The 21,720-nt window shown below is 69.3% G+C and carries 16 protein-coding genes and 1 riboswitch; of the genes, 7 read left to right on the forward strand and 9 right to left on the reverse strand.

Annotated features, from left to right (window positions below; all coding sequences use genetic code 11):
* Positions 1–139 precede the first annotated feature (139 nt).
* The 7 genes from B9A95_RS03710 to B9A95_RS03740 all read left to right on the forward strand — a co-directional run bounded on the left by B9A95_RS03710 (position 140) and on the right by B9A95_RS03740 (position 9,151).
* A complete protein-coding gene (locus B9A95_RS03710; protein ID WP_245808119.1) occupies positions 140–1,063 on the forward strand; it encodes a MurR/RpiR family transcriptional regulator in 924 nt (307 codons plus the stop codon).
* Positions 1,064–1,084: 21 nt separating this feature from the next.
* Positions 1,085–2,560, forward strand: a complete 1,476-nt coding sequence (locus B9A95_RS03715) for a gluconokinase (protein ID WP_084045602.1) — start codon at positions 1,085–1,087, stop codon at positions 2,558–2,560.
* A gap of 27 nt (positions 2,561–2,587) precedes the next feature.
* Positions 2,588–3,931 carry a GH1 family beta-glucosidase gene (locus B9A95_RS03720; RefSeq protein ID WP_084045603.1) on the forward strand — a complete coding sequence of 448 codons (1,344 nt, stop codon included), beginning with the start codon at positions 2,588–2,590 and terminating at the stop codon, positions 3,929–3,931.
* Complete coding sequence (locus B9A95_RS03725; RefSeq protein ID WP_084045808.1) at positions 3,928–4,893, forward strand: aldo/keto reductase; 966 nt, start codon at positions 3,928–3,930, stop codon at positions 4,891–4,893. The genes B9A95_RS03720 and B9A95_RS03725 overlap by 4 nt, the downstream gene beginning before the upstream one ends.
* 722 nt (positions 4,894–5,615) lie before the next feature.
* A complete protein-coding gene (locus tag B9A95_RS03730; protein ID WP_084045604.1) occupies positions 5,616–6,866 on the forward strand; it encodes an extracellular solute-binding protein in 1,251 nt (416 codons plus the stop codon).
* Between the two features lie 117 nt (positions 6,867–6,983).
* Complete coding sequence (locus B9A95_RS03735) at positions 6,984–7,742, forward strand: SDR family oxidoreductase (RefSeq protein ID WP_084045605.1); 759 nt, start codon at positions 6,984–6,986, stop codon at positions 7,740–7,742.
* 131 nt (positions 7,743–7,873) lie between these two features.
* Complete coding sequence (locus tag B9A95_RS03740) at positions 7,874–9,151, forward strand: MFS transporter (RefSeq protein ID WP_245808120.1); 1,278 nt, start codon at positions 7,874–7,876, stop codon at positions 9,149–9,151.
* Here B9A95_RS03740 and thiD read toward each other — a convergent pair.
* From thiD to B9A95_RS03785, 9 genes are all read right to left on the reverse strand, one after another.
* Positions 9,136–9,948: a bifunctional hydroxymethylpyrimidine kinase/phosphomethylpyrimidine kinase gene (gene thiD / locus B9A95_RS03745; RefSeq protein ID WP_084045606.1), complete on the reverse strand. Its 813-nt coding sequence runs from the start codon at positions 9,946–9,948 to the stop codon at positions 9,136–9,138. The genes B9A95_RS03740 and thiD overlap by 16 nt on opposite strands.
* Positions 9,945–10,946, reverse strand: coding sequence for an NAD(P)/FAD-dependent oxidoreductase (locus tag B9A95_RS03750; RefSeq protein ID WP_084045607.1), 1,002 nt, complete (start codon positions 10,944–10,946; stop codon positions 9,945–9,947). The genes thiD and B9A95_RS03750 overlap by 4 nt, the downstream gene beginning before the upstream one ends.
* A complete protein-coding gene (locus B9A95_RS03755) occupies positions 10,943–11,761 on the reverse strand; it encodes a thiazole synthase (RefSeq protein ID WP_084045608.1) in 819 nt (272 codons plus the stop codon). The genes B9A95_RS03750 and B9A95_RS03755 overlap by 4 nt, the downstream gene beginning before the upstream one ends.
* Complete coding sequence (gene thiS / locus B9A95_RS03760) at positions 11,758–11,952, reverse strand: sulfur carrier protein ThiS (protein ID WP_084045609.1); 195 nt, start codon at positions 11,950–11,952, stop codon at positions 11,758–11,760. The genes B9A95_RS03755 and thiS overlap by 4 nt, the downstream gene beginning before the upstream one ends.
* A gap of 211 nt (positions 11,953–12,163) precedes the next feature.
* Positions 12,164–12,820: a thiamine phosphate synthase gene (thiE, locus tag B9A95_RS03765; protein WP_084045610.1), complete on the reverse strand. Its 657-nt coding sequence runs from the start codon at positions 12,818–12,820 to the stop codon at positions 12,164–12,166.
* Positions 12,817–14,598 carry a phosphomethylpyrimidine synthase ThiC gene (thiC, locus tag B9A95_RS03770; protein ID WP_084045611.1) on the reverse strand — a complete coding sequence of 594 codons (1,782 nt, stop codon included), beginning with the start codon at positions 14,596–14,598 and terminating at the stop codon, positions 12,817–12,819. Before thiC ends, thiE begins: the two co-directional genes overlap by 4 nt.
* 105 nt (positions 14,599–14,703) lie before the next feature.
* Positions 14,704–14,815, reverse strand: a riboswitch (TPP riboswitch).
* A 74-nt stretch (positions 14,816–14,889) separates the two neighbouring features.
* Complete coding sequence (locus tag B9A95_RS03775) at positions 14,890–16,551, reverse strand: VWA domain-containing protein (protein ID WP_084045810.1); 1,662 nt, start codon at positions 16,549–16,551, stop codon at positions 14,890–14,892.
* Between the two features lie 47 nt (positions 16,552–16,598).
* Positions 16,599–17,390: a class I SAM-dependent methyltransferase gene (locus B9A95_RS03780; RefSeq protein ID WP_084045612.1), complete on the reverse strand. Its 792-nt coding sequence runs from the start codon at positions 17,388–17,390 to the stop codon at positions 16,599–16,601.
* Entirely contained in the window at positions 17,387–21,712 is a 4,326-nt protein-coding gene (locus B9A95_RS03785; protein WP_084045613.1) for a cobaltochelatase subunit CobN, read from the reverse strand. The genes B9A95_RS03780 and B9A95_RS03785 overlap by 4 nt, the downstream gene beginning before the upstream one ends.
* Positions 21,713–21,720 lie beyond the last annotated feature (8 nt).

The following is a 21,720-nucleotide window of genomic DNA, read 5'->3' on the forward strand; positions in this document are numbered from 1 at the left end:
GGTGAGAGGCGTGCGCGATCCAGGGTCTACGTGCCGCGCATCTGCATGGTTTAACGCTTCACATTGATATGCGCCTTTTTGGGGGTTGGCGTCATACTGGGTGCATCCAAGACCCACACAGGTCCAAAGGAGCCAGCATGTGAGCGAGCCTCCCTTCCCAATTCCGGCCAACCTGCCCCCCCTGCTGCGCCGCCTGCACGTCATGCGCGGCGAGGCCGGAGCGGCGAGCGCGCGGATCATCGATCAGATTTTGCAACACCCCGACGAGTTCCTGGGGTGGACCATCGCCGACGTGTCGGCCATCACCCATTCCAGCGAGGCCACCGTCGTGCGGCTGGTGCAGAACCTGGGCTTCCGCAGTTACCAGGAATTCAAGCTCAAGCTCTCGCGGACGCTGGCGACGGGCGAGCGGGGTGCGCCGGGACAGATCGAGCCTCACGATTCGCCGGATCAGGTGCTGGGCAAGGTCTTTGGGGGGGCGGGGCAGTCGCTGTCCGATACCCTCGAACACCTCGACGCGGGGGTGTTCGCGCAGGTCGTCGAGGTGCTTGCCCAGGCCCGCCGGGCCGAATTTATCGGGCTGGGCAACTCAGCGCTGGTGGCGCGCGACGCCCAGGAACAGTTTCTGCGCCTCGGTGGGCTGGGGAGCGCGCACACGGACCCTTTCGCCATCAGCCAGGTCTGCGCGCTGCTCGAACCCGCCGACGTGTTGGTGGCCGTCTCCTACTCGGGCTGCACCGCCGACATCGTGCGGGGAGCCCAGCTGGCGCGCGGCAATGGGGCGGCGGTGGTGGCCCTGACGGGCCTGGGCCGCACGCCCCTCACGCGCCTGGCCACCCAGGCGCTGCACGTCGCGGCCCCCAGCAGCCCCTACCGCCCCGAGTACGTCACCGCGCGCTTGGCGCAGATGTGTGTGGTCGACGCGCTCGTGGCGTCGCTGCACCTGTTGGGCGAGCCCTTCGCGTCCCGCCGCGTCCACAAGGCGGACGCGGCGCTGCGGGCCCAGCGGGACCTGCCCTCCACTCCCCGGCGCACAGCACGGCGCACTCGGCCGGACCTGTGACGCACCACAGAAAGGACCGCCATGTACCTGCGTCCTGAGCCCCTGATCCTGAGCGTGGACATCGGGTCGAGCAGCGTGAAGGGTTTTGCCTTCGATCCATACGGCGAGGCCCTGGGCGGCATAGAGGGCCGGGCGCCCTGCACCCTGCAGTACTCGCCGGACGGCGGGGCCGAGGTGGACCTGCCCTGCATCGTCCGCGCCGTCGATGGAGTCCTCGACGCGCTGCACGCCCGCAGTGGGGGCCGTGAGGTGCTGGGCGTCGCCATGACCAGCATCGCTTCGAGCCTCGTCGCCCTGGGGGAGGGCGGACGTCCCCTGGCCCCGGTGCTCTCATACGCCGATACCCGCAGCCGCACGCAACTGGGAGCCATGCCCGCCGACGTCGCGCGGGTGGAGCGCACGGGCTGCCCCGACTACACCGCCTACTGGCCGGCACAGATTCGCTGGTGGCGGGCGCGGCAGGCCGCCTCCCCGCCGCCTACCGCGTGGTGCAGCGTGGCCGATGCCCTGCAAGAGCGCTGGTTCGGCGGACCGCTGCGGACGAGTTATTCCCTCGCCTCCTGGACCGGCTGCCTGAACCGGCAGACGCTGGCCTGGGACGGGCCGGTCCTGGACGGCCTGGGACTCAGCCCCTCGCAACTTCCTGAGCTGGCCGAGCATTCGGCGCCTCACGTGGGCCTGCGCCCCGAGTACGCCCGGCGCTGGCCGAAGTTCGCCCGCATTCCCTTCTTTCCGGCGGTAGGCGACGGGGCCGCCGCGAACGTGGGCAGCGGGGCCACCGGGCCGGGCCAGATCGCCCTGACGGTCGGCAGCACGAGCGCCATGCGGACCGTGGTGCCCTTGCGGGCCCCCGCTGTCCCCCCGGGGCTGTGGGCCTACCTGGTGTCGGGCGAGCGGGCGCTGGTGGGCGGAGCCCTCACGGAGGGCGGCAACCTGCACCAGTGGCTGCGCGACAGCCTGCAGCTGGGCTCCTGGACCGACCTCGAGCCGCGCCTGGCGGCCCTCGCTCCCGACGGCCATGGCCTCACCTTCATCCCCTCCCTGGGGGGCGCGCGTAGCCCCGACTACAACCCCGACGCGACGGGCACGCTGCACGGCCTGAAGTTCAGCACCACCCCCACCGAGATGCTGCGCGCGGCGATGGAAGGGGTGGCCTACCGTCTGGCCGACATCGCCGTCCGCTTGAACTCCACGCTGGACACCTCGCCCCTTTACGTCGCCAGCGGCAAGGCGCTCCTCTCGTCGGACGTTTGGCTGGGGCTGCTCGCCGATGTGCTGGGCGCGCCGGTGGTCGTCACCGATTTTCCCGATGAGGCCAGCGCCCGGGGCGCAGCCCGCCTGGCGCTGGGCGCGCTGGACCTGCTCGACCCCTACGCCCCCTCCCGCCGCCCCCGCTCCACCGTCTACGAGCCCCGCCCGGAGGCCCGCGAGGTCTACGGCGCTGCCCGCGAGCGCCAGCAGCGGCTGATGACCGCCCTGTCGGCGCTGCCGGGCTGACTTCTCCCACCCCAGGAGGCCCTACCCATGACCACCCATGACTCCGCTTTCGGCCTGACTTTTCCGCCCGACTTCCTGTGGGGCGCGGCCACCAGCGCCTACCAGATCGAGGGGGCCACTTCCGAGGACGGACGCGGCCCCAGCATCTGGGACACCTACGGCGCAGTCCCCGGCAATATCCTGGGCGGCGAGACGGGAACCGTGGCCTGCGATCACTACCACCGCTGGGCAGCGGACCTCGACCTGATGAAAGCCATGCACCTGAACGCCTACCGCTTCAGCGTGGCCTGGCCCCGGGTCATGCCGGGCGGAACGGGACCCGTGAACGCCGCGGGGCTGGACTTCTACGAACGGCTGGTGGATGGCGCGCTGGAGCGCGGCCTGGAGCCCCACGTCACCCTGTACCACTGGGACCTGCCGCAGGCCCTGCAGGATGTGGGCGGCTGGGCGCACCCCGACATTCCGCACTGGTTTGCCGAGTACGCGCTCGCCGTGGCCCAGCGTCTGGGGGACCGGGTCGCCAGCTACGCCACCTTCAACGAGCCGTGGTGCAGCGCCGAACTCGGGTACCACGTCGGAAGGCACGCCCCAGGCCTGCGCGACCTGCGGACCTCGCTGCTGGCGTCGTACCACATCCACCTGTCGCACGGGCAAGCCGTCCGGGCGCTGCGGGAGGCCAACACCCGCGCCGAGCTCGGCATCGTGCTCAACCTCTACCCCGTGGACGCGGCCACCGAGGCGGACCGGGAAACGGCCGCGCTCGTGGACGAGAAGATCAACCGCTGGTACCTCGATCCAGTCTTCCGGGGCACCTTCCCCGAGCGGGCGTGGGCCCATTACGGTGACGCCGTGCCCGAGATTGACCCGGCGGCGCTCGCCGCGGTCTGTCAGCCGCTCGACTTCCTGGGCGTCAACTACTACTTCCGGCAGTGGGTGAGCGGGAACGAGGTGCGCCGCAGCGGACCTCCCGGAGCGGGCACCGAGCGCACCGCAATGGACTGGGAGGTGTACCCGGAAGGGCTTCACCGCCTGCTGTTGGACCTGCACCGAGAGTATCCGGCTCCCAGGTACCTCATCACCGAAAACGGAGCCGCCTTTGACGACGTGTTCGGGAACGGGCGCGTTCAAGACGACAACCGCGTGCGCTTCATGCGGACCCACATTGAGCAGATGCACCGGGCGATGGAGGAGGGCGTGCCGGTGGGCGGTTACTTCGCCTGGAGCCTGCTCGACAATTTCGAGTGGGCCTTCGGGTACAGCAAGCGCTTCGGCATCGTGCATGTGGACTACGAGACGCAGGTGCGCACCCCCAAGGCCAGCGCCGAGTGGTACGCCCGCTTCGCGCGGGCACAGCGGGGGGTGGCCCGGTGAACTACACCCGGCTGGGCCGCAGCGGCCTGAAGGTGTCCCGCATCTGCCTGGGCACCATGACCTACGGCGATCCCCAGTGGCGCGAGTGGGCGCTGGATGAGGAGAAGAGCCGTCCCTTTCTGAAGTCAGCCCTGGAAGCGGGCATCAACTTCTTCGATACGGCCGATATGTACTCCCTGGGCCGCAGCGAGGAGATCGTGGGGCGGGCCCTGCGCGACTTCGCCCGGCGCGAGGACGTGGTGATCGCCACCAAGGTCTTCAACCCCATGGGGGAGGGCCCCAACGACCGTGGCCTGTCGCGCAAGCACATCCTCGACGGGGTGCAGGCCAGCCTCAAGCGGCTGGGGACCGATTACATCGACCTGTACCAGATCCACCGCTTCGATCCCGAAACGCCCATCGAGGAAACGCTGGCCGCCCTGCACGATCTGGTGCGGTTGGGCATGGTGCGCTATATCGGTGCGTCGAGCGGGTATGCCTGGCAGTTCGCCCGCAGCCTGTACCTGGCAGACCTGCACGGCTGGACCCGCTTTGTGAGCATGCAAAACCACTACAACCTGATCTACCGGGAAGAAGAGCGCGAAATGCTGCCCCTGTGCCGCGAAGAGGGCGTCGGCGTGATTCCCTGGAGTCCGGTGGCGCGCGGCTTTCTGGCTGGCAACCGTCAGGGAGGCACCGTGCGGGGCCGGACCGACAACCTGGCACAGCGCTTCTACCACACGCCCGAGGACCACGCGATCGCGGACCGCACCGAGGAGGTGGCCGCCCGGAACGGCGTCTCGCCCGCACAGGTGGCCCTCGCGTGGCTGCTCGCTCAACCTGGCGTCACCGCGCCCATCGTCGGCGCGAGTAAACCCCACCATCTGGACGAGGCCGTGGCCGCCCTGCGCCTCCAACTGGGCCCCGAAGACCGGGCCTACCTCGAAGAACCGTACCGGCCCCGCGACGTACTCGGCATCTGATCTGGATGGCTCCCCCGCCGAAGCGGTGGAGTCCGGACAGCGGGCTGCGCGCGACGTTGGCCCACTGGCGTTTGCCGGGGTTTGTTGACGAAACCGACTTCAGTCCGTATCCCCACCGTTTCCTGACCTTTCTCTCCCCAGACGGACCTTCAACCTGTGCTCCCACGGCACCCCGGGTTGAAGGTCCGGTCGTGTTGTCTGAACCTCTTTGCAAGCCTGAAAGGACAGTTCAGGTTAAGAAACGGGTAAACAAAGTCTTACTACATTTTAGTGAAGAATAAATGCGACTTTTCCTTCATCTGTTCTGCCAGCGAGGGCCTGAGAAAAAGCGCCCTTACGCGCCCACAGAGCGGAGAACATTCCGTGCATGTCTTTGTGGAAGCGGGTCCTCCTGCCCCCCGCCGCCGCTGGCCTGTCTTCAACCTGCTTGCAAAAACGCTTCCCAATGATGCGTGGAATTTGCTTCCTGGCCCCTACACTTTTTTCAGGCAAAGACAACCCACCTGCGTTCCGCTGTGACGAAGCGGCTTCCTGGCCCTTCGTGACCGTTCTTCCTTCCGCTTTTTTCGCGGAGGTGGGGGCGTTGTGTTGCTCCCCGGCCAGGAGGGCCGAGGTCCCCCCCCTTCCTCGCCCCTCCCCGGCCTGGCCTTTTCGGAATTCTTTTTGTTCTCTACCCCATTTTTTCGCCTTTCCCCTCTCTCCCGTTTCCTGGAGGAACTCCCATGCGCAAAACCCTGCTCGGCCTCACCGTCGCCCTCGTCGCCACCACCGCCGCCGCCCAGAGCAAGACCACCCTCACTGTGGGCGTTTTTCCCGACATCGACAGCGTGGTGAAGGCCGCCATCCCCGCCTTTACCAAGAAGTTTCCGAACGTCGACGTCAAGGTTGTGTCGCTCGCCTACGCCGATCACCACAACGCGCTGACCACCGCGCTCTCCACCGGCAAGGGGGCCAGCGACGTCGTGGCCATCGACTTCGGCTATATCGCCAGCTTCGCCGAGGGCAGCGGCCTGACCGACCTCAGCAAGGCCCCGTACAACATTGGCCAGTACAAGAAGTCTTTCACGGCCTTTACCTTTCCGCAGTCGACCACCCAGGACGGCCGCGTCGTCGCCATGCCCATCGATATCGGCCCGGGTTCGATGTTCTACCGCACGGACCTGCTGAAAAAGGCTGGGGTCAAGCCGGCGGACCTGAACAAGAGCTGGGAAGCCTACATCGAGAACGGCAAGAAGGTCGTGGCCGCCAACCCCGGCACCTTCCTGATTCCCGACGCCTCCGAAGTCGCGCAGATCCTGATCCGCACCAACCTGGGGGCCGGGGAAGGGATCTACTTCGACAAGAGCAACAAGGTGCTTGTGTCGCCCACCAACCCCCGCTTCGTGCGTGCCCTGACGCTCGCCAAGCAGGTCCGCGACGCGAAACTCGACGCCCGCGCCGGAGCCGCCTTCAGCCCCGAGTGGACCACGGCCTTCCAGAAGGGCAACCTCGCCACCGAATTCAGCGGCGCCTGGTTGGTCGGCCACATGAAAAACTGGCTGGCCAAGGACACGGCGGGCAAGTGGAACGCCCAGCAACTGCCCGGCAACACCTACGCGGCGTGGGGCGGCTCGTTCTACGCCATTCCCAACCAGAGCCAGCACAAGGCCGAGGCCTGGGAATTCATCAAGTTTATGACCACGCAAAAGGACCAGGAGCTGCTGGGCTTCCGCACCACCGGCGCGTTCCCCGCGCTGCTGGCCGCGCAGAACGACACCATGTTCAACGAGGGCATTCCCTACCTGGCGAACCAGAAGGCCCGGTTGCTGTGGCGCACGGCCGCGCTGCGCATCAAGCCGCTGGACGTCAACCGCCTCGACCCCATCGCCGAGACCATCATGAACGAGGCCATCGGCAATGTGCTGGACGGCTCCAAGTCGGTGCAGGTCGCCCTGACCGACGCGAAAGCCCTGATCGAACGCCGGGTGCGCTGAGCCAGCGGGCGAGCAGCGGCCGAAAACACAGTCGCGGGCCAGACAAGGGCGGGAGCGCTTCCGGGAGGTGTTGCGGGGGCGCTCTCTTCGGACTGGTTCAACGAAACAGGAGGACGGATGACGACATTTTCGGTGGATTCTGGCTGCGCCCTCGTGACCGGCGCGTCACGCGGACTGGGCCGGGCGCTGGCCCTCGCACTGGCGCAATCGGGCTGGGCCGTGGCCGTGAACTACGCCCACGACGAGGCCGGGGCCGCGCAGACGGTGGAGGGAATTACCGCTGCCGGCGGCACCGCGCGGGCCTACCGCTTCGATGTGACGGACGTGGAGGCCGTGGAGCGCGGCGTGGAGGAGATTCGCGCCTCCCTCGGCCCGGTGGCCGTGCTGGTGAACAACGCCACCGGCCCGCAGCCCTTCGTCCGGCTGGAGGATCAGACCTGGGAAGACCACCTGGGCCAACTGCGGTTTTTCGTTCAGGCCCCGCTGCTGCTGCTCCAGGCTGCGTTGCCTGACTTTCGCCGGATCGGCGGGGGACGGGTGGTCAACATCGGCAGCGAGGTGGTCCACCTCGGCAACGCCGAATTCGGGCACTATGTGGCGGCCAAGGCGGCGCTCGTGGGCCTGAGCCGCAGCTGGGCGAACGAACTGGGGCCGGACGGCATCACGGTAAACGTGGTGGAGCCCGGCTGGATTCCGGTGGAGCGCCACGCCGATGTGGACGCGGCGGCCCGCGAGGCTTACGCGGCCACCGTGCCCCTGCAGCGGATGGGCCAGCCGGAGGAACTCGCCGCGATGGTGGCCTTTCTCGCTTCGCCCACTGCCGCATTCGTCACCGGTCAGAGCGTCGCCGTGAATGGGGGCAAGACGCTGGGCTGAGGGTCCATTCCCCGGCTTCTTTCCCTGCCTCCAATCCGCTACTCTGCCTCCCAAGCTGGCGTGCCCCGCACGTCAGTTTTTGCTTGCCCGCGTGGCCCCTGCCCCTTCCCGCCGCCCCGGAGTGTTGCCCCATGAGACTCGCCCCACTCAAACCCGCTGCCCTGGCCGATCTGCCCCGCAACGCCCGCAATTCCATCCTGATGGAGCCGTTGTGGGCGGTGTTCGGCACCATCGTGCTGTACTACGCGCCGCTGTACCTCAAGAGCGTGGGGCTGAGCAGCACCGAGATCGGCCTGCTGGGTTCGGTCACGCTGGCCTTTTCCTTCGTGTTTCAGCTGCTGGCCGCGCCCATCACCAACCGCGTTGGGCGCAAACGCACCACCCTTATCGGTGACCTGGTGTCGTGGACCGTCCCGATGTTCCTGTGGGCCCTGGCGACGACGTTTCCGGCTTTTCTGGTCGCCGCCGTTCTGAGCGCCACCGGGCGCATCGTGGGGGTGTCGTGGAGCCTCCTCGTGATCGAGGACGTGGAGCAGTCGCAGCGGGCGCGGGTGTTCGGCATCTTCAATGTAATTATCGCCACCTGCGGCATGTTGACGCCGGTGCTGGGTGTATTTATCAACCGCTACGGGGTGGAGGCCACGCTGCGCGCCTTCTACGCACTGGGCGGCGTGGGCATGACGGTGATGTTCGTGGTACGCAACGCGATCACCCAGGAAACCCGGAGCGGGGCCGCCGCCATGACCGAGCACCGGGACCTGCACCCCTGGCAGAGCTTTATGCACAGCCTGGAGCAACTCGCGGGGCTGCGGCGGCACCCCGGACTGCCCCTGGTCACGGTGTTCTACATCCTGACGGTCTTTCTGGAACAGATGGGGCTCTTTCAGATTCTCTTTTTCCGTGAGGCCCTGGGCTTTACGGGCGGGGCGCTGTCGTTCGTGCCGTTCGCCACCGCGGCCGTCACCCTGGTCATGTACGGGCTGGTCTTGCGGCGGCTTTCGCACCGGCCCCCGACGTGGGTGCTCGTGCTGGCCCGCGCGCTGGGTCTGCTCGGCGCGGCCCTGGTGCTGCTGATTCCAGTGGGGAACCTGACCCTGCTGCTGCTCGTGGTCAGCGTGCTGGCCGCGTCCACCTTCCTGACGCAGACCTTCCGGGACGCGGTGCTGTTTAACCGCCTGCCTGAACAGAACACGGCAGACCTGTTTTCGGCGGTGCAGTCGCTGACGCTGCTGTTTTCTATTCCGGCGGCGGGCCTGGCGGGGCTGATCTACAGCGGGCACCCCCGGGCGCTGTTCTTCCTGATCGCGGCCCTGAATGTCGTGCTGTTGGGCCTGGCAGTGACGCTGTACCGGCGGCGGGGCCGGGCTGTTCCCCTCGCTGGAGGGGAGCCGGGTCAGGGCATTTCCTGAGCAACGAAGCGTGGAAAGTGTTCCAGCGGCCCGTGCCCACTGCCGAGGCCGGGGGCGTGCCCCAAGGCGGCCTGCACGTACGTGTGGGCGTGGCGCACGGCCTCGGGCAACGCGTGACCCAGGGCGAGGTTGGCAGCCACCGCGCTCGACAGGGTGCAGCCTGTGCCGTGGGTGTGGCGCGTGTGGCGGCGGGGAGCAGTGAGAACCAGCGGAGCCGCATTTGGCAGCCAGAGCTCGTCCTCCACCGTTTCGCCCGCGCCGTGCCCACCCTTGAGGAGCAGGGGGAAGGGGAGGGCTTCCCTCAGCCTGTCTCGCAGCGCCTCCAGGCCAGTTTTGCCGTGCAACTCCCCCGGCGCGAGGCCCAGCAGCGCCTCGGCTTCGGGTAGATTGGGAGTGACGAGGCAGGCGAGGGGCAGCAATTCGGTCCGCAGTGCGGTCACGGCGTCGGAATCGAGGAGGGCTGCACCTCCCTTGGCGAACATCACCGGATCGAGGATGAGCGGCAGGCCTGTAGGCCGCAGCACGTCGGCCACCGCCCGCACCACGGGAGCTGTTCCCAAGGCGCCCACCTTGACCACAGCCACCGGAAAATCGTCCAGCACCGCCTGCAGCTGGGCCACCACCAGTTCGGGCGGCAGCGCGTGGCTCGCCGCAACGCCCCGGGTATTCTGCGCCGTGACCAGCGTGAGGACCGACGCGCCGTACACCCCGTGGGCCGCAAAGGTCTTGAGGTCCGCCTGGATGCCTGCCCCGCCTCCAGAATCGGAGCCGGCCACCGTGAGGGCGACGGCCTTCATCCGGCCATCCCTACGCGCGGCGCAGCCCTTTCCGCCAGCACCTCTTCCACGAGGTGACGCACCCGGTAGGCGCTCAGGGGTGCGAGCAGGACGCCGTGACGGCCATGCCCTGTGGCGACAATCACCCGGGGCAGCGCCGGATGAGGGCCCAGCAGGGGGCTTCCACCCAGCGTGACCGGACGGAGGCCGACGAGGTGTTGCCGGGTGGGGGCCGTTCCTCCCTCCGCCCCGAGAAGACGCTGCGCTCCTCCTCGCAGCCAGACCGCCGCGTGGGCGTCGGGCGTGGCTCGGTCCGTCTCGCGGCTGGTGGCTCCTACATAGACGCCGTCCGGGCGGCCCAGTGCGTAGAGGTTGAAGCCCGTCCGGGGGAGACTGTACAGGGCGGGCGTGTCCTGAGGTGCGTTCAGCAGCAGCGCCTGACCCTGGACGGCCCGTACAGGAAGCCCGAACTCGGCACTCCAGGCCCCGCAGGCGAGGACGGCGGCGCGGGTCTCCAGCACCTCCCCATCCGTATGGATCCGCACGCCCTGCCCTGTCGGCTCCAGGTGCCGGACATGCGCCCGCTGCATCGGCAAGCCCCGCAATGCGGCCTTACGCAAGCTCGGCGGATGCACACGGCCTTCCTCCCGGTGAACGCGGGCTGCCAGTACTCCGGGGAGGGGTGGCCGGGTCCACTCCCCCGCCGGGTGCGCCTCCAGTTCCTGGGCCTGCGCCGGGGTAAGGGCCACCCGGTACACGCCCTCGCGGAAATGGACGGTTTGCCCAGAGGCCCTTTCGATACGCCGGGCAAACCCAGGCCACATCCCCAGGCTGAGGCGGACGTCCGCCTCAAGGGGCGTTCCTGCCAGCCGCTCGCCGCTGGGCGTCAGCAGCCCCGCCCCCGCACGCCAGGCCGCCCCGGGGCGCTCGGCGTCGAGGACCAGCACCTCCTTGCCGGCCTGGCGCAGCTCGAAGGCGATGCAGGCCCCGATCAGGCCACCGCCAATAACAGCGATCACAGGACGGGCACCTCCGGGTCCGGCAGGCGGGGCACCCCATTGGGCGGGCTGCTGGCGCTGGCCTGTGCTCGCTGTTCCATCCGGCCCGCCAGGTAGGCCTCGCGGCCCGCCCGCACCGCCAGCCCGAAGGCGTGGGCCATTTGCACCGGGTCACGCGCCTCCGCAACCGCCGTGTTGACCAGCACGGCGTCTGCCCCCAGTTCAAGGGCCTGCGCAGCGTCGCTGGGCACCCCCAGGCCCGCGTCCACGACGATGGGCACGCCCGCGCCGTCAATGACCGTCTCGATCAACGCCCGCGCGAGCAGCCCCCGCCCCGAGCCGATGGGACTGGCGAGCGGCATCACTGTGGCGCAGCCCACGGCCTCCAGTTGCCGGGCCAGTACCGCGTCGGGCTGGACATAGGGCAGCACGGTAAAGCCTTCTGAGACCAGCAACTCCGCGGCCCGCAGCGTTTCCAGGCTGTCGGGCAGCAGGTAGCGGGGATCGGGGATGACTTCCAGCTTGATCCAGCGCGTCCCCGTCAGCGCCCGCGCGAGCCGGGCCACCCGCAGCGCCTCGGCGGCGGTACGGCATCCGGCGGTGTTGGGCAGCAGTTGAAGGCACCCGAGGTCCAGGGCGTCCAGCAACCCCTCGTGGCCCGGGGCGCCAAGTTCCACCCGCCGGATTGCCACCGTCACGATCTGCGCGCCGCTCGCCCTGATCGCGTCTCCCATCAGCGTAAAGTCGCGGAACTTGCCGGTGCCCAGCATCAGCCGTGAGGTGAAGGGCTGCCCAGCGATGACGAGCGAGTCTGTCTGTACGTGATCGCCCGTCATCCGCCCGCCACCACGCGCACTACTTCGATCACGTCGCCGGGACGCAGTTCGCGGTCCGGCACCCGCGCGCCGGGGTAGAAGTCGTCGTTCAGGGCCACAGCCACCCGCTCGGGCGGCACGCCGAGTTCGCGCAGCAGGGCGTGGAGTGTGAGGCCGGGGGTGTGGACGAAGGGTTGGCCGTTCACTTGCATGGGGTCCTCCTGGGGAGAATGGTGTGGGGTTTTGCTCCCTCCCTCCTTGGGCGGAACTCGTCGAGCGCGGAAGGAGGGGGGTGGCGGGCGAAGCTCGCTCCCGATTGGAACGGAGAAAACACTGCTCTGGCCCCCACCTCCATTCGCCGTAATGCGCGCCAGGCGTTCACGGGAAGGGAGCCAACAGCAAAAAGCGCCGCGTTGAGCGAAATCAAGGTGCGCCCACCTGTGAAGCAAGCAGCGGAAACCCCGCCAGCACCTCCCACAGTTCTGCAGCCGCCCGCGCCGGATCGGGCGCGTCGAGCACCGCGCGGACCACCGCCACCCGCCGCGCGCCCGCTTCCAGCACTTCGGGCAGGTTTTTCGCGTTCAGGCCGCCGATGGCGTACCACACGCCGGGCAGGTGGGCTGCCGCCCAGCGCACGTAGTCCAGGCCCACGGCGGCGCGGCCCGGCTTGGTGGGCGTCACGTGGACCGGACCCACGGCCAGATAGGCCGAGGCGTCCGCCAGCGCCGCGCGGGCCTGCTCGGGGGCATGCGTGCTGCGCCCGATGGCGAGGCCAGGGGCCAGCTGCCGCGCCCACGCTGGGGGCAGGTCCCCCTGGCCCAGATGCACGCCGTCCGCCTCGCTCGCCCAGGCCACGTCCACCCGGTCATTTACGATCAGGGGTACGCCGCGCGCGTGGGCCAGTTCGCGGGTCCGCTCGGCCAGGGCGATGTAGGCCCGCGCCTCCCAGTCCTTGCAGCGCAGTTGTAGCAGGTCCACACCGCCGCCGAGTGCCGCCTCCACCCGCGCCAGAAACTCGGCTTCGGGCTGACCCGGACGCGGTGTGGCGATGAGGTAGAGCCGCCCGAGTGGGCGCGTCACAACTCCACCGGTGCGGTCAGGTACAGCGCGTGGCCACCTTCCCGGAATTCCTGCGCCTTCTCCTGCAGGCTGGCCTCCAGATCGGCGAGCGCGAGGGCAGCCAGGTCCTCCTGCAGGTCCTGGGACAGGCGCATGGAGCAGAACTGCGGGCCGCACATGGAGCAGAAGTGGGCGGTCTTGGCGGCCTCGGCGGGCAGCGTCTCGTCGTGGTAGGCGCGGGCCCGCTCGGGATCGAGGGCGAGGTTGAACTGGTCTTCCCAGCGGAACTCAAAGCGGGCCTTTGAGAGCGCGTTGTCGCGCGCCTGCACCCCGGGCAGTCCCTTGGCCAGGTCCGCCGCGTGGGCCGCAATCTTGTAGGCGATGACGCCCTCGCGCACGTCGTTCTTGTCGGGCAGACCCAGGTGCTCCTTGGGCGTCACGTAGCAGAGCATCGCCGTGCCGTACCAGCCGATGTTGGCCGCCCCGATGGCACTGGTGATGTGGTCATAGCCCGGCGCGATATCGGTGGTCAGCGGCCCCAGCGTGTAGAAGGGCGCCTCGCCGCACACCGACAGCTGCCGCTCGACGTTCTCGCGGATCAGGTGCAGGGGCACGTGGCCGGGGCCCTCGATCATGGTCTGCACCCCGTGCGCCCAGGCCACCTGCGTCAGTTCGCCCAGCGTGCCGAGTTCGGCAAACTGCGCCGCGTCGTTCGCGTCCTCGATGCTGCCGGGGCGCAGACCGTCGCCCAGCGAGAACGAGACGTCGTAGGCGGCCATGATCTCGCAGATCTCGGCAAAGTGGGTGTACAGGAAGTTCTCGCGGTGGTGCGCCAGGCACCAGCGGGCCAGGATGCTGCCCCCGCGCGAGACGATGCCGGTGCGCCGGCGCATTGTCAGCGGCAGGTGGGCCAGGCGCACCCCGGCATGGACCGTGAAGTAGTCCACGCCCTGCTCGGCCTGCTCGATCAGCGTCTCCCGGTACACGTCCCAGCTCAGTTCCTCGGCCTTGCCGCCTACCTTTTCGAGCGCCTGGTAGATGGGCACCGTACCGATGGGCACCGGGCTGTTGCGCACGATCCACTCGCGGGTGCGGTGGATGTCGGGGCCTGTGGAGAGGTCCATCACCGTGTCGGCCCCCCAGCGCGTTGCCCACACCAGCTTTTCCACCTCGTCGGTCACGCTGGCCCGCACCGCGCTGTTGCCGATGTTGGCGTTTACCTTCACGCGGAAACCCCGCCCGATGATCATGGGCTCCAGTTCAGGGTGGCGCACATTCGCGGGAATAATCGCCCGCCCCCGCGCCACCTCCGAGCGGACGAACTCGGGCGTCACCTCGCGCGGGAGGCTGGCTCCCCAGCCCTCACCGGGGTGCTGGTGGTCCAGGTCGAAATCTCCCGGCTGACGCAGGGCCTCGCGCAGGGCCACGTATTCCATCTCGGGGGTGATGATTCCCCGGCGGGCGGCCTGAAGCTGGGTGAGGTGCCCCTCGCCCCCGCCCAGCCAGGTGCGGGCGGCAGGTAAACCGCGCGTGAGGTCGAACGCGGCGTTCGCGTCGGTGTACGGTCCGCTCGCGTCGTACACGTACACGTCGGGGTTGGGCGTGGTGCGCGTCACGCCTCCAACACGTTCGGTGGTGGGGGTCTGCGAGATGGCCCGCACAGGCACGCGCAGTTCCGGGCGGCCTGCCGGGGTCAGGTAAAGCTTGCGGCTGCCTGGAAAGGGACCCGCCGTGATATGAGCGAGGTCCGTGGGGGTGGGGTCAGTGATGCCCTTGCGGGCCGGTCGGTGGGCGGTCATGTCGTCTCCCTGCGCTCCTGACGGCAAAGCGGCAGGGGCGAGAGGGGACAGACCCATACGGCAAAAGCCCACCCCGGCAGGGGGGCAGGCCGCTACACATCAAAGTTGGGGTTCCCATCACGTTCCCTCCGCTGGTCTTAACCAGATCAGGTTCAACGGGTTGGGCGCGGCAGTTGCGCGTGCCCTCTCAGCCTTCTTGGCACCCCGAGTGACGCCGGGCAGTGTGTCACGGAGGAGGGCGTGGGTCAACCGGGAGCCGCGGCGGTTGTCTGACGGAGACGGGCGGCTTCCCTAGCCCGCAGGGGCGGGGGAGAGGGCCGTCCACTCCGCTCCCATCACCCCCGCGAGTTGCGCCGCCCGGTTCAGGCGCACGTGTCCCGTCTCGGTATCCACGACGAGCGTGGGGATGCCCCGTAAGCCGCGGGCCGCCCCCAGCGCGTCCGCCCACGCCTCCCCTCCCGGGGTCAGCGGCACATTCGCCCGTCCATCGGTGAACAGCACGAGTTGCGCGCCTTGCTCGCCCGTCAGGACCTGCGCGGCGAGGGTCAGCGCGTGGGCCAGGGGAGTTCGTCCGCCCGTGGGCGCGGCGGTAATGGCCGCCTCGGCAGCAGCCGCGTCGGTGGTGAAGTCCAGCGCGAGGGTCGCCCCTGCCCCCCGAAACGTCACCAGGGCCACCCGGTCCCGCCGTCCCTGCTCACGCAGCACGTCCAGCACCGCGCCCTTCACGGCCCCCATCCGCTCGCGGGTGCCCATGCTGCCGCTCGCGTCGGCCACAAACAGGACGCGGCGGCCCGTGACCTCCTCGCGGACAGGGGCGCGAAAGTCCTCGCGGGTCAGGGTCATGGGGCCTCCCGACGCCCCTGTCCGGGTCAGGGCGGCGCGCAGGGTGGCAGGGACGGCCAGCGTGACGGCCTGAGGGTCAGGTACGGTGCGAACGGTGCGGCCCTGCGCGCTCCCTCCCCCGCCTGCACCGGGCGTGGGGGCAGCGGGCAGGGCCAGAGGTGCGGGATTTGCGGCGGGCGCGAAGACCTCCTCCGGGTCGTCCTGCGGGGATGGAGGGGCGGAAGCCTCCTGTGGCGCTTCGGTGGGTGGAGTGGACGGTTCTTGCGGTGGTGCGGGGGGCGGTGGAGGGGGTGGGGGCAGCCGGGGGTCACGGCGGTGGGTCAGGACGAGGGGAGCGACGCGGTGCAGGTCTTCCTCCCGGACCTCTCTCCGGCCCTCCAGCGCGGCCAAAGCGCGGGCGGCCCTGTACAGCACGAGGTCAGCGCGCAGGCTCCGTACCCCCGCCTCCGCACTGAGCGCAGCGATGGTGTCCAGCAGGGCATCGGGCAGAGCCACCTGGGGCAGGCGGTCGCGGGCAGCAGAGAGGCGGGCGGTCAGCATGGCCTCCTCCGCCTGCCACCTGGCCGTGAAGGCTGCCGGGTCCGCCTCGAACGCCATCCGCCGCCGCACGATTTCCGCGCGTTCCCCGTACCCTGTGGGCGCCTGCACGTCCACGCACAGCCCAAAGCGGTCCAGAAACTGGGGTCGCAGGCCCCCCTCCTCCGGGTTCATGCTTCCCACAAGCGCGAGGCGGGCGGAGTGCTCGGCGCTCAGGCCGTCGCGCTGCACGCGGTTGACGCCCATCGCGGCCACGTCCAGCAGCACGTCCACGAGATGGTCCGCCAGCAGGTTGACCTCGTCGATGTACAGCACGCCGCCGTCCGCCCCGGCAATCAGGCCGGGTTTCAGGCGGACTTCACCCTTCAGGGCCGCGTCCAAATCCAAGGTGCCCACCACGCGGTCCTCGGTGGCCCCCAGAGGCAGGTTCACGAAGGGGGCGGGGGTGCCGTCCGGACGGGAAGGCAGCAACGCCGCCAGTCCGCGCGCCGCCGTGCTTTTCGCCGCACCCCGGTCCCCACGAATCAGCACGCCGCCGATATCGGGCGACACGGCCAGCAGCGACAGGGCCATCCGCAGCGCTGGCTGGTGCGCGACGGCAGAGAGGGGATAGAGGGCGGTCACGGGCGGGTCCCCAGGGGCACATGCAGCGCGTGAACGTCGAAGGTCCAGCGGTAGCGCCAGCCCTCCCCCTCGGGCGTGAGGTGGGGACGCAGGAAGGCGAGCGCCTCCGCGGCACCAAGGGGCAAGCGTGCCTGGGCCAGCAGGGCCGCCGTGTCAGGAAAGGTCAATTCGCGTTCCTCGGGAATTTGAAGGTGTTCAGGCTCTGCCCCCAGCGCGTGCAGGGCGCGGCGCAGGCTGGAGGCCCGCGTGGGCCTGGGCTGCCCCGCGAGCTGGCGGCGCAGGGTGACGTGTGGGCTGCCCACCCCATCGTCCTCCAGCAGGAAGAGGTCCCGGCGGGCGAGGCGCAGCAGGCCTGTCAGTGCTCCGCGCAGGTCCGGCAGGTAGGCCAGGGACCACGCACTCAGCACGGCGTCGTGGGGCGGGAGCGTGGGGTCTTGCAGGGCGTCCGCGAGTTCTTGTTGCCGCAGGTGCAGGTACGCGGGCGGTCCCTTGGCGCGTAGCACGGCGAGCATGTCGGGCGAGTGGTCCAGCGCCGTCACCCGCCCCACCGCGCCCGCCAGGGGCAGCGTGAGGCGGCCCGTCCCCGCGCCCACGTCGAGGAGCGACGCCGCACCCGTGAGCCGCTCCCTGAGCCACGCCACCGTGTTGGGAAGCGGCGGTTGGCCCGCGTCGTAGTGCGCCGCCTTCTCCTGCCAGAAGGCCCGGTCACGTTCCGGTTGCCAGCGCCCAGATCGGACGGCGAGCACCTCGGCCGTCCATTCGCCGAACACGTCCGTCTGAAGGGTCATCCCCGCACCCGTCCCGCCTCGCCCCGGTCTTCGAGCAGGCCCTCGCTCTCGGCCAGCAGGTTTTGCAGGGCGTTCAGCGTGGCCTGTTCGGGGGTCCAGAGGTCGCGGGCGTGGGCTTCGAGCAGCCGCCCAGCGATGGCGTTCAGTGCCCAGGGGTTCGATTCCCGCAGGAACGCCTGGTTCTCGGGGTCCAGCGCATACGCCTGGGCCACCCCCTCGTACATGAAGTCGTGGGCAATCTGCGCGGTGGCGTCGAAGCCAAAGAGGTAATCCACCGTCGCCGTCTGCTCCAGCCCACCCTTGTAGCCGTGGCGGCGGACACCTTCCAGCCACTTGGGATTGACCACCCGCGAGCGGTACACGCGCAGGGCTTCCTCCTTCAGGTCTCGCACGCGGGCACGCTCGGGATTGGCCGTGTCCCCGAAGTACTGCCGGGGCTGCGCGCCACTCAGGGACCGCACCGAGGCGATCATCCCGCCGAAGAACTGCAGGTAATCGTCGCTGTCGAAGATGTCATGTTCGCGGTTGTCCTGGTTGTGCAGCACGAGTTGGGTGACCGAAAGGCGGGCGCGGAAGTCCTCACGGGCGTCCGTTCCGGCGTCGGCCGCTGTGTACGCATACCCACCCCAGTTGATGAAGGTGCGGGCGAAGTCCGCCTCGTCCTTCCAGTTGCCCTCGTGGATGAGGTCCAGAATCCCCGCGCCATAGGTGCCCGGCGCGCTGCCGAAGATGCGGTAGCTGGCGCGGGATTGCGCCTCTTCCGGGGGCAACTCGCTCAAGCGTTCGCGCAGGTCCGCGACGTAATGCTTGCGCAGATAATTCTGTTCTTCCGGCTCGTCCGCCTGCATGGCGAGGTTGACCGCCTCGTCGAGCAGGGTGATCAGGTGGGGAAAGGCGTCCCGGAAAAAGCCGCTGATCCGCACCGTCACGTCGATGCGGGGACGGCCCAGCGCCGCGAGGGGGATGAGTTCCACGCCCGTCAGGCGGCGGCTCTGAGGATGCCACAGGGGCCGCGCGCCGATCAAAGCGAGGATTTGCGCCACGTCGTCCCCCTGGGTGCGCATGTTGGAAGTGCCCCAGACGCTGATGGCGACGTGTTCAGGGTAGGTGCCCGCTTCCTTCAGGTGCCGCTCCAGCACCTCCCGCGCGAGGCTGCTGCCCACCGTCCACGCCGCCTGCGAGGGCAGCGCCCGGGGGTCCACGGCATAGAAGTTGCGCCCCGTGGGCAGGATGTGCGCGAGGCCCCGGGAAGGCGCCCCGCTTGGCCCGGCAGGCACATACCGCCCGGAGAGGCCCGCGAGCAGGTGCGTGATTTCGTCTGTCGTCGCGTCCAGATTGGGCTTGAGGACCCGGCAGGCGTAGTCCAGGGTCTCGGGGAGCGTGCCGTAATCCTCCCGGAGGCCGAGCGAGAGGGCCAAAGCCTCGGGAATCGCGGAGGCGTCAAAATCCCGCGCCTGTAAGGTCTGGTACAGGTGCAGCGCGAGTTCGTCCAGCACCTCCAGCGCGTCCCCGTGGGTGAGGACCGGGCGACCCGCGAGGGCGTCCAGTGCGGCGCAAGGCGCCAGACGTGCGCCGGGCGCGTCCAACAATGCGCCCAGGTCCAGCCCCAGCACTCCGGCCAGGCCAGCATTCATGCCCGAAACCTCCGCGTTCGCCAGTCGGGTGAGGGCCCGCAGCATCTCGGGCAGCCCCTCACCCTGGGGCGGCTGCCCAAGCACATGCAGCCCATCCCGAATCTGCGCCATGCCCAGTTCGCACAGGTACCCGTCGATGTCTTCCAGCAGGTGCGCGATGTCCGCCCCGTTCATCTCGCTGATGGTTACGGGCACGCCCTCCTCGGTGAACTCGTCGTCCCACGCGTGCACGTGGTCCCCGTGGTCCCGGCGCAGCATGGTGCCCAGGTCCGTCCCCAGGTCCGCCTTCTGCACCAGGTCCCAGATTTGCCCCTGGAGGAGGGGCAACTTGGAGGGGTCCAGCAGTTCGAGCTGGTAATACTCGTCCACCAGCGCCGCCAGTTCCGCCAGCGGCCCGTAGGTATCGGCACGGGTCAATGGCGGCGGCAGGTGGTCGAGGATGGTGGCGTGGGCGCGGCGCTTGGCCTGGGTGCCCTCGCCGGGATCGTTGATGACGAAGGGGTAAAAGAGGGGCAGGTCGCCCAGCAGGCTGTCGGGAAAACAGTTCTCGCTCAGGCCCGCGCCCTTGCCGGGCAACCATTCCAGCGTCCCGTGTTTGCCCACGTGAACCAGGGCGTGGGCTCCAAAACCGCCCAGTTCCGGCGGCTCACGCATCCAGCGGTACAGCGCGTGGTAATGATGCGTGGGCGGCAGGTCCGGCGTGTGGTAGATGGCGTCCGGGTCCATGCCGTACCCGCGTGGGGGTTGCAGCGCCACGAACACCTTGCCGAAGGAGAGGCCCGCCAGCGCCACGGAGCCGTCATGCACATACGCCTCGCCGGGCGGGTTGCCCCACTGCTCCCGCATCCGGCGTTGCTGGCTGACAGGCAGGTCCGTGAACCACCGCGCATAGAGGTCAGCGGGCACCTTCGCAGCGGCCTGCGCGAGCTGCGTGGGCGTGAGCTGCGCCGCGTCGTAGGACGTGCGCCCGATGAGGGCGTGCATCAGCGCGTCACTCGTCTCGGGCAGCTTGCCCACGTCGTATCCCGCGGCCTTCAGTGCGTGCAGCGTGTGCAGCAGCGAGGCCGCCGAGTCCAGCCCCACCGCGTTGCCCACCTGGGACGCCTTGGCGGTGGAGTTGGTGAAGATAAAGGCGAGCCGCTTCTCAACGTTGGGCAGGTGCCGCAACCGGGCCAGCCGTACCGTAATGCCCGCCAGCCGAACCGTCCGCTCCGGGTCCGCCTGCAATCGGCGGGCTTCCCCGGCCTCCTGCTCCTTGAACGCGAAGGGCACGCCGATAATCCGCCCGTCGAACTCGGGCAGGGCCAGGTTCATGGCGGTATCGAGGGGATTCAGACCCCGCGCGCTGGTCTCCCAGGGTCCGCGCGCCCCACCGCTCGTCAGCCCCTGCACCACGGGCACGCCGAGACGTTCCAGCGCGCCCACGTTGGCCCCCGCCTGGGTCACGCCCCCCGCCTGCACGTCGGCCATCGCAAAGGAGAGGGTGGAAATCAGGGCGTCCACCTGCCCCCGCAAGAGCGCGAAGGCTTTTGGGTCCCCCCGCTCGTCCACATCCTTGAGGCTGGTGGTAAAGACGGGCAGGGCATCGGCCCCGACCTCGTCGAGCGCCGTAACCAGGGTGTCGATAAAGTCTGTGTTCCCGCTTAGCGCGTGGGCGCGGTACAGGAGAATGCCCACGGCGGGGCGGCCCAGCGTGCGGACCTTTTGCCAGTCTTCCAGCGTGGCGTTTTCCGGCAGGTCCGGGTGGTGGATGCCGTGCTCGGGCAGAGCGAGGGGCGGCTGCGCCCCGTATCCGGTCAGCCGCAGCGTGTCGCTCAGCGACAGCAGCAGTTCCCGGATGTTCTGCCACCCACTCGCGGCGAGGTAGGCGCGGGCGGTGTCCAGGGTGTGCGCGGGCGCGAGGCTCAGCGCCGCCAGTTCGGCGTCCGGTTCATTGGTGCCGCTCACCAGCAGCAGGTGTTGCCCCGCCTGACGGGCATGTTCGAGCAGCAACTCGGCCCCCGGCACCGCCGAGAATTTGCCGTGAATTCGCACCAGCACGATTTCCGCTCGCCCCACGGCACCGGAAAGCAGCGTGCCCATCTGCGCGTCCGAGCGGATGCCCCCCAGGGCCACGCCCGTCACCGGTTCGAAGTCGGCGGGCAGCGTCTCCTGCGCGGCGCGGAGGTTGAGCAGGTCCGTATCGGCGTGGGTCAGGAAGGCCATGCCAGACAGTTCGGCGGGGGCCTCGGGCGTCGCCATGGGCAGGGCCACCGTTCCCGCAGCCGCACCGCCTGCCGCGTCCCAGGCGTAATAGTTGAAGGTGTACTCCACCAGTTCAGGGGGCGGGGGCAGGTAGCCGCCTCGCTCCAGCATCGCGCTGATATAATCGAAAATGGCCCGCACCAGCCAGGCATCGTTGACCGAGTGGAACCACACGTCATGCCCGTCGAACACGAGGTGGGCGGCGTTGGCAAGGCCGCAGGGCCCCAGGCACCCGCCCTTGGTAAGGTGAACGGCGTTCCGCATCTTGCGCCGGGTCCACTCGTCCCGGTACACGTCCGCCGGGGCCGCCGGATACCCCTTGTCCGTGCGCCCGCAGCAGCAGCCGTGAAAGCAGTAGCTCAGGTGACCGCGCTTGCGGGCCACGTTGATGGTGCGGCCGTCGGCGCGGGTAACGCGCTGTCTGGGGGTAGGGGAACGGGTCACACAATCTC

Source organism: Deinococcus hopiensis KR-140 (assembly GCF_900176165.1).
GTDB classification, from domain to species: domain Bacteria; phylum Deinococcota; class Deinococci; order Deinococcales; family Deinococcaceae; genus Deinococcus; species Deinococcus hopiensis.

Bases quoted from the DNA above. Each gene is read 5' to 3' on its own strand.
- B9A95_RS03715 (WP_084045602.1), top strand. From the start codon at position 1,085: ATGTACCTGCGTCCTGAGCCCCTGATCCTGAGCGTGGACATCGGGTCG.
- B9A95_RS03720 (WP_084045603.1), top strand. From the start codon at position 2,588: ATGACCACCCATGACTCCGCTTTCGGCCTGACTTTTCCGCCCGACTTC.
- B9A95_RS03730 (WP_084045604.1), top strand. From the start codon at position 5,616: ATGCGCAAAACCCTGCTCGGCCTCACCGTCGCCCTCGTCGCCACCACC.
- B9A95_RS03735 (WP_084045605.1), top strand. From the start codon at position 6,984: ATGACGACATTTTCGGTGGATTCTGGCTGCGCCCTCGTGACCGGCGCG.
- B9A95_RS03740 (WP_245808120.1), top strand. From the start codon at position 7,874: ATGAGACTCGCCCCACTCAAACCCGCTGCCCTGGCCGATCTGCCCCGC.
- thiD (WP_084045606.1), bottom strand. From the start codon at position 9,948: ATGAAGGCCGTCGCCCTCACGGTGGCCGGCTCCGATTCTGGAGGCGGG.
- B9A95_RS03755 (WP_084045608.1), bottom strand. From the start codon at position 11,761: ATGACGGGCGATCACGTACAGACAGACTCGCTCGTCATCGCTGGGCAG.
- thiS (WP_084045609.1), bottom strand. From the start codon at position 11,952: ATGCAAGTGAACGGCCAACCCTTCGTCCACACCCCCGGCCTCACACTC.
- thiC (WP_084045611.1), bottom strand. From the start codon at position 14,598: ATGACCGCCCACCGACCGGCCCGCAAGGGCATCACTGACCCCACCCCC.
- B9A95_RS03775 (WP_084045810.1), bottom strand. From the start codon at position 16,551: ATGGCCCTGTCGCTGCTGGCCGTGTCGCCCGATATCGGCGGCGTGCTG.
- B9A95_RS03780 (WP_084045612.1), bottom strand. From the start codon at position 17,390: ATGACCCTTCAGACGGACGTGTTCGGCGAATGGACGGCCGAGGTGCTC.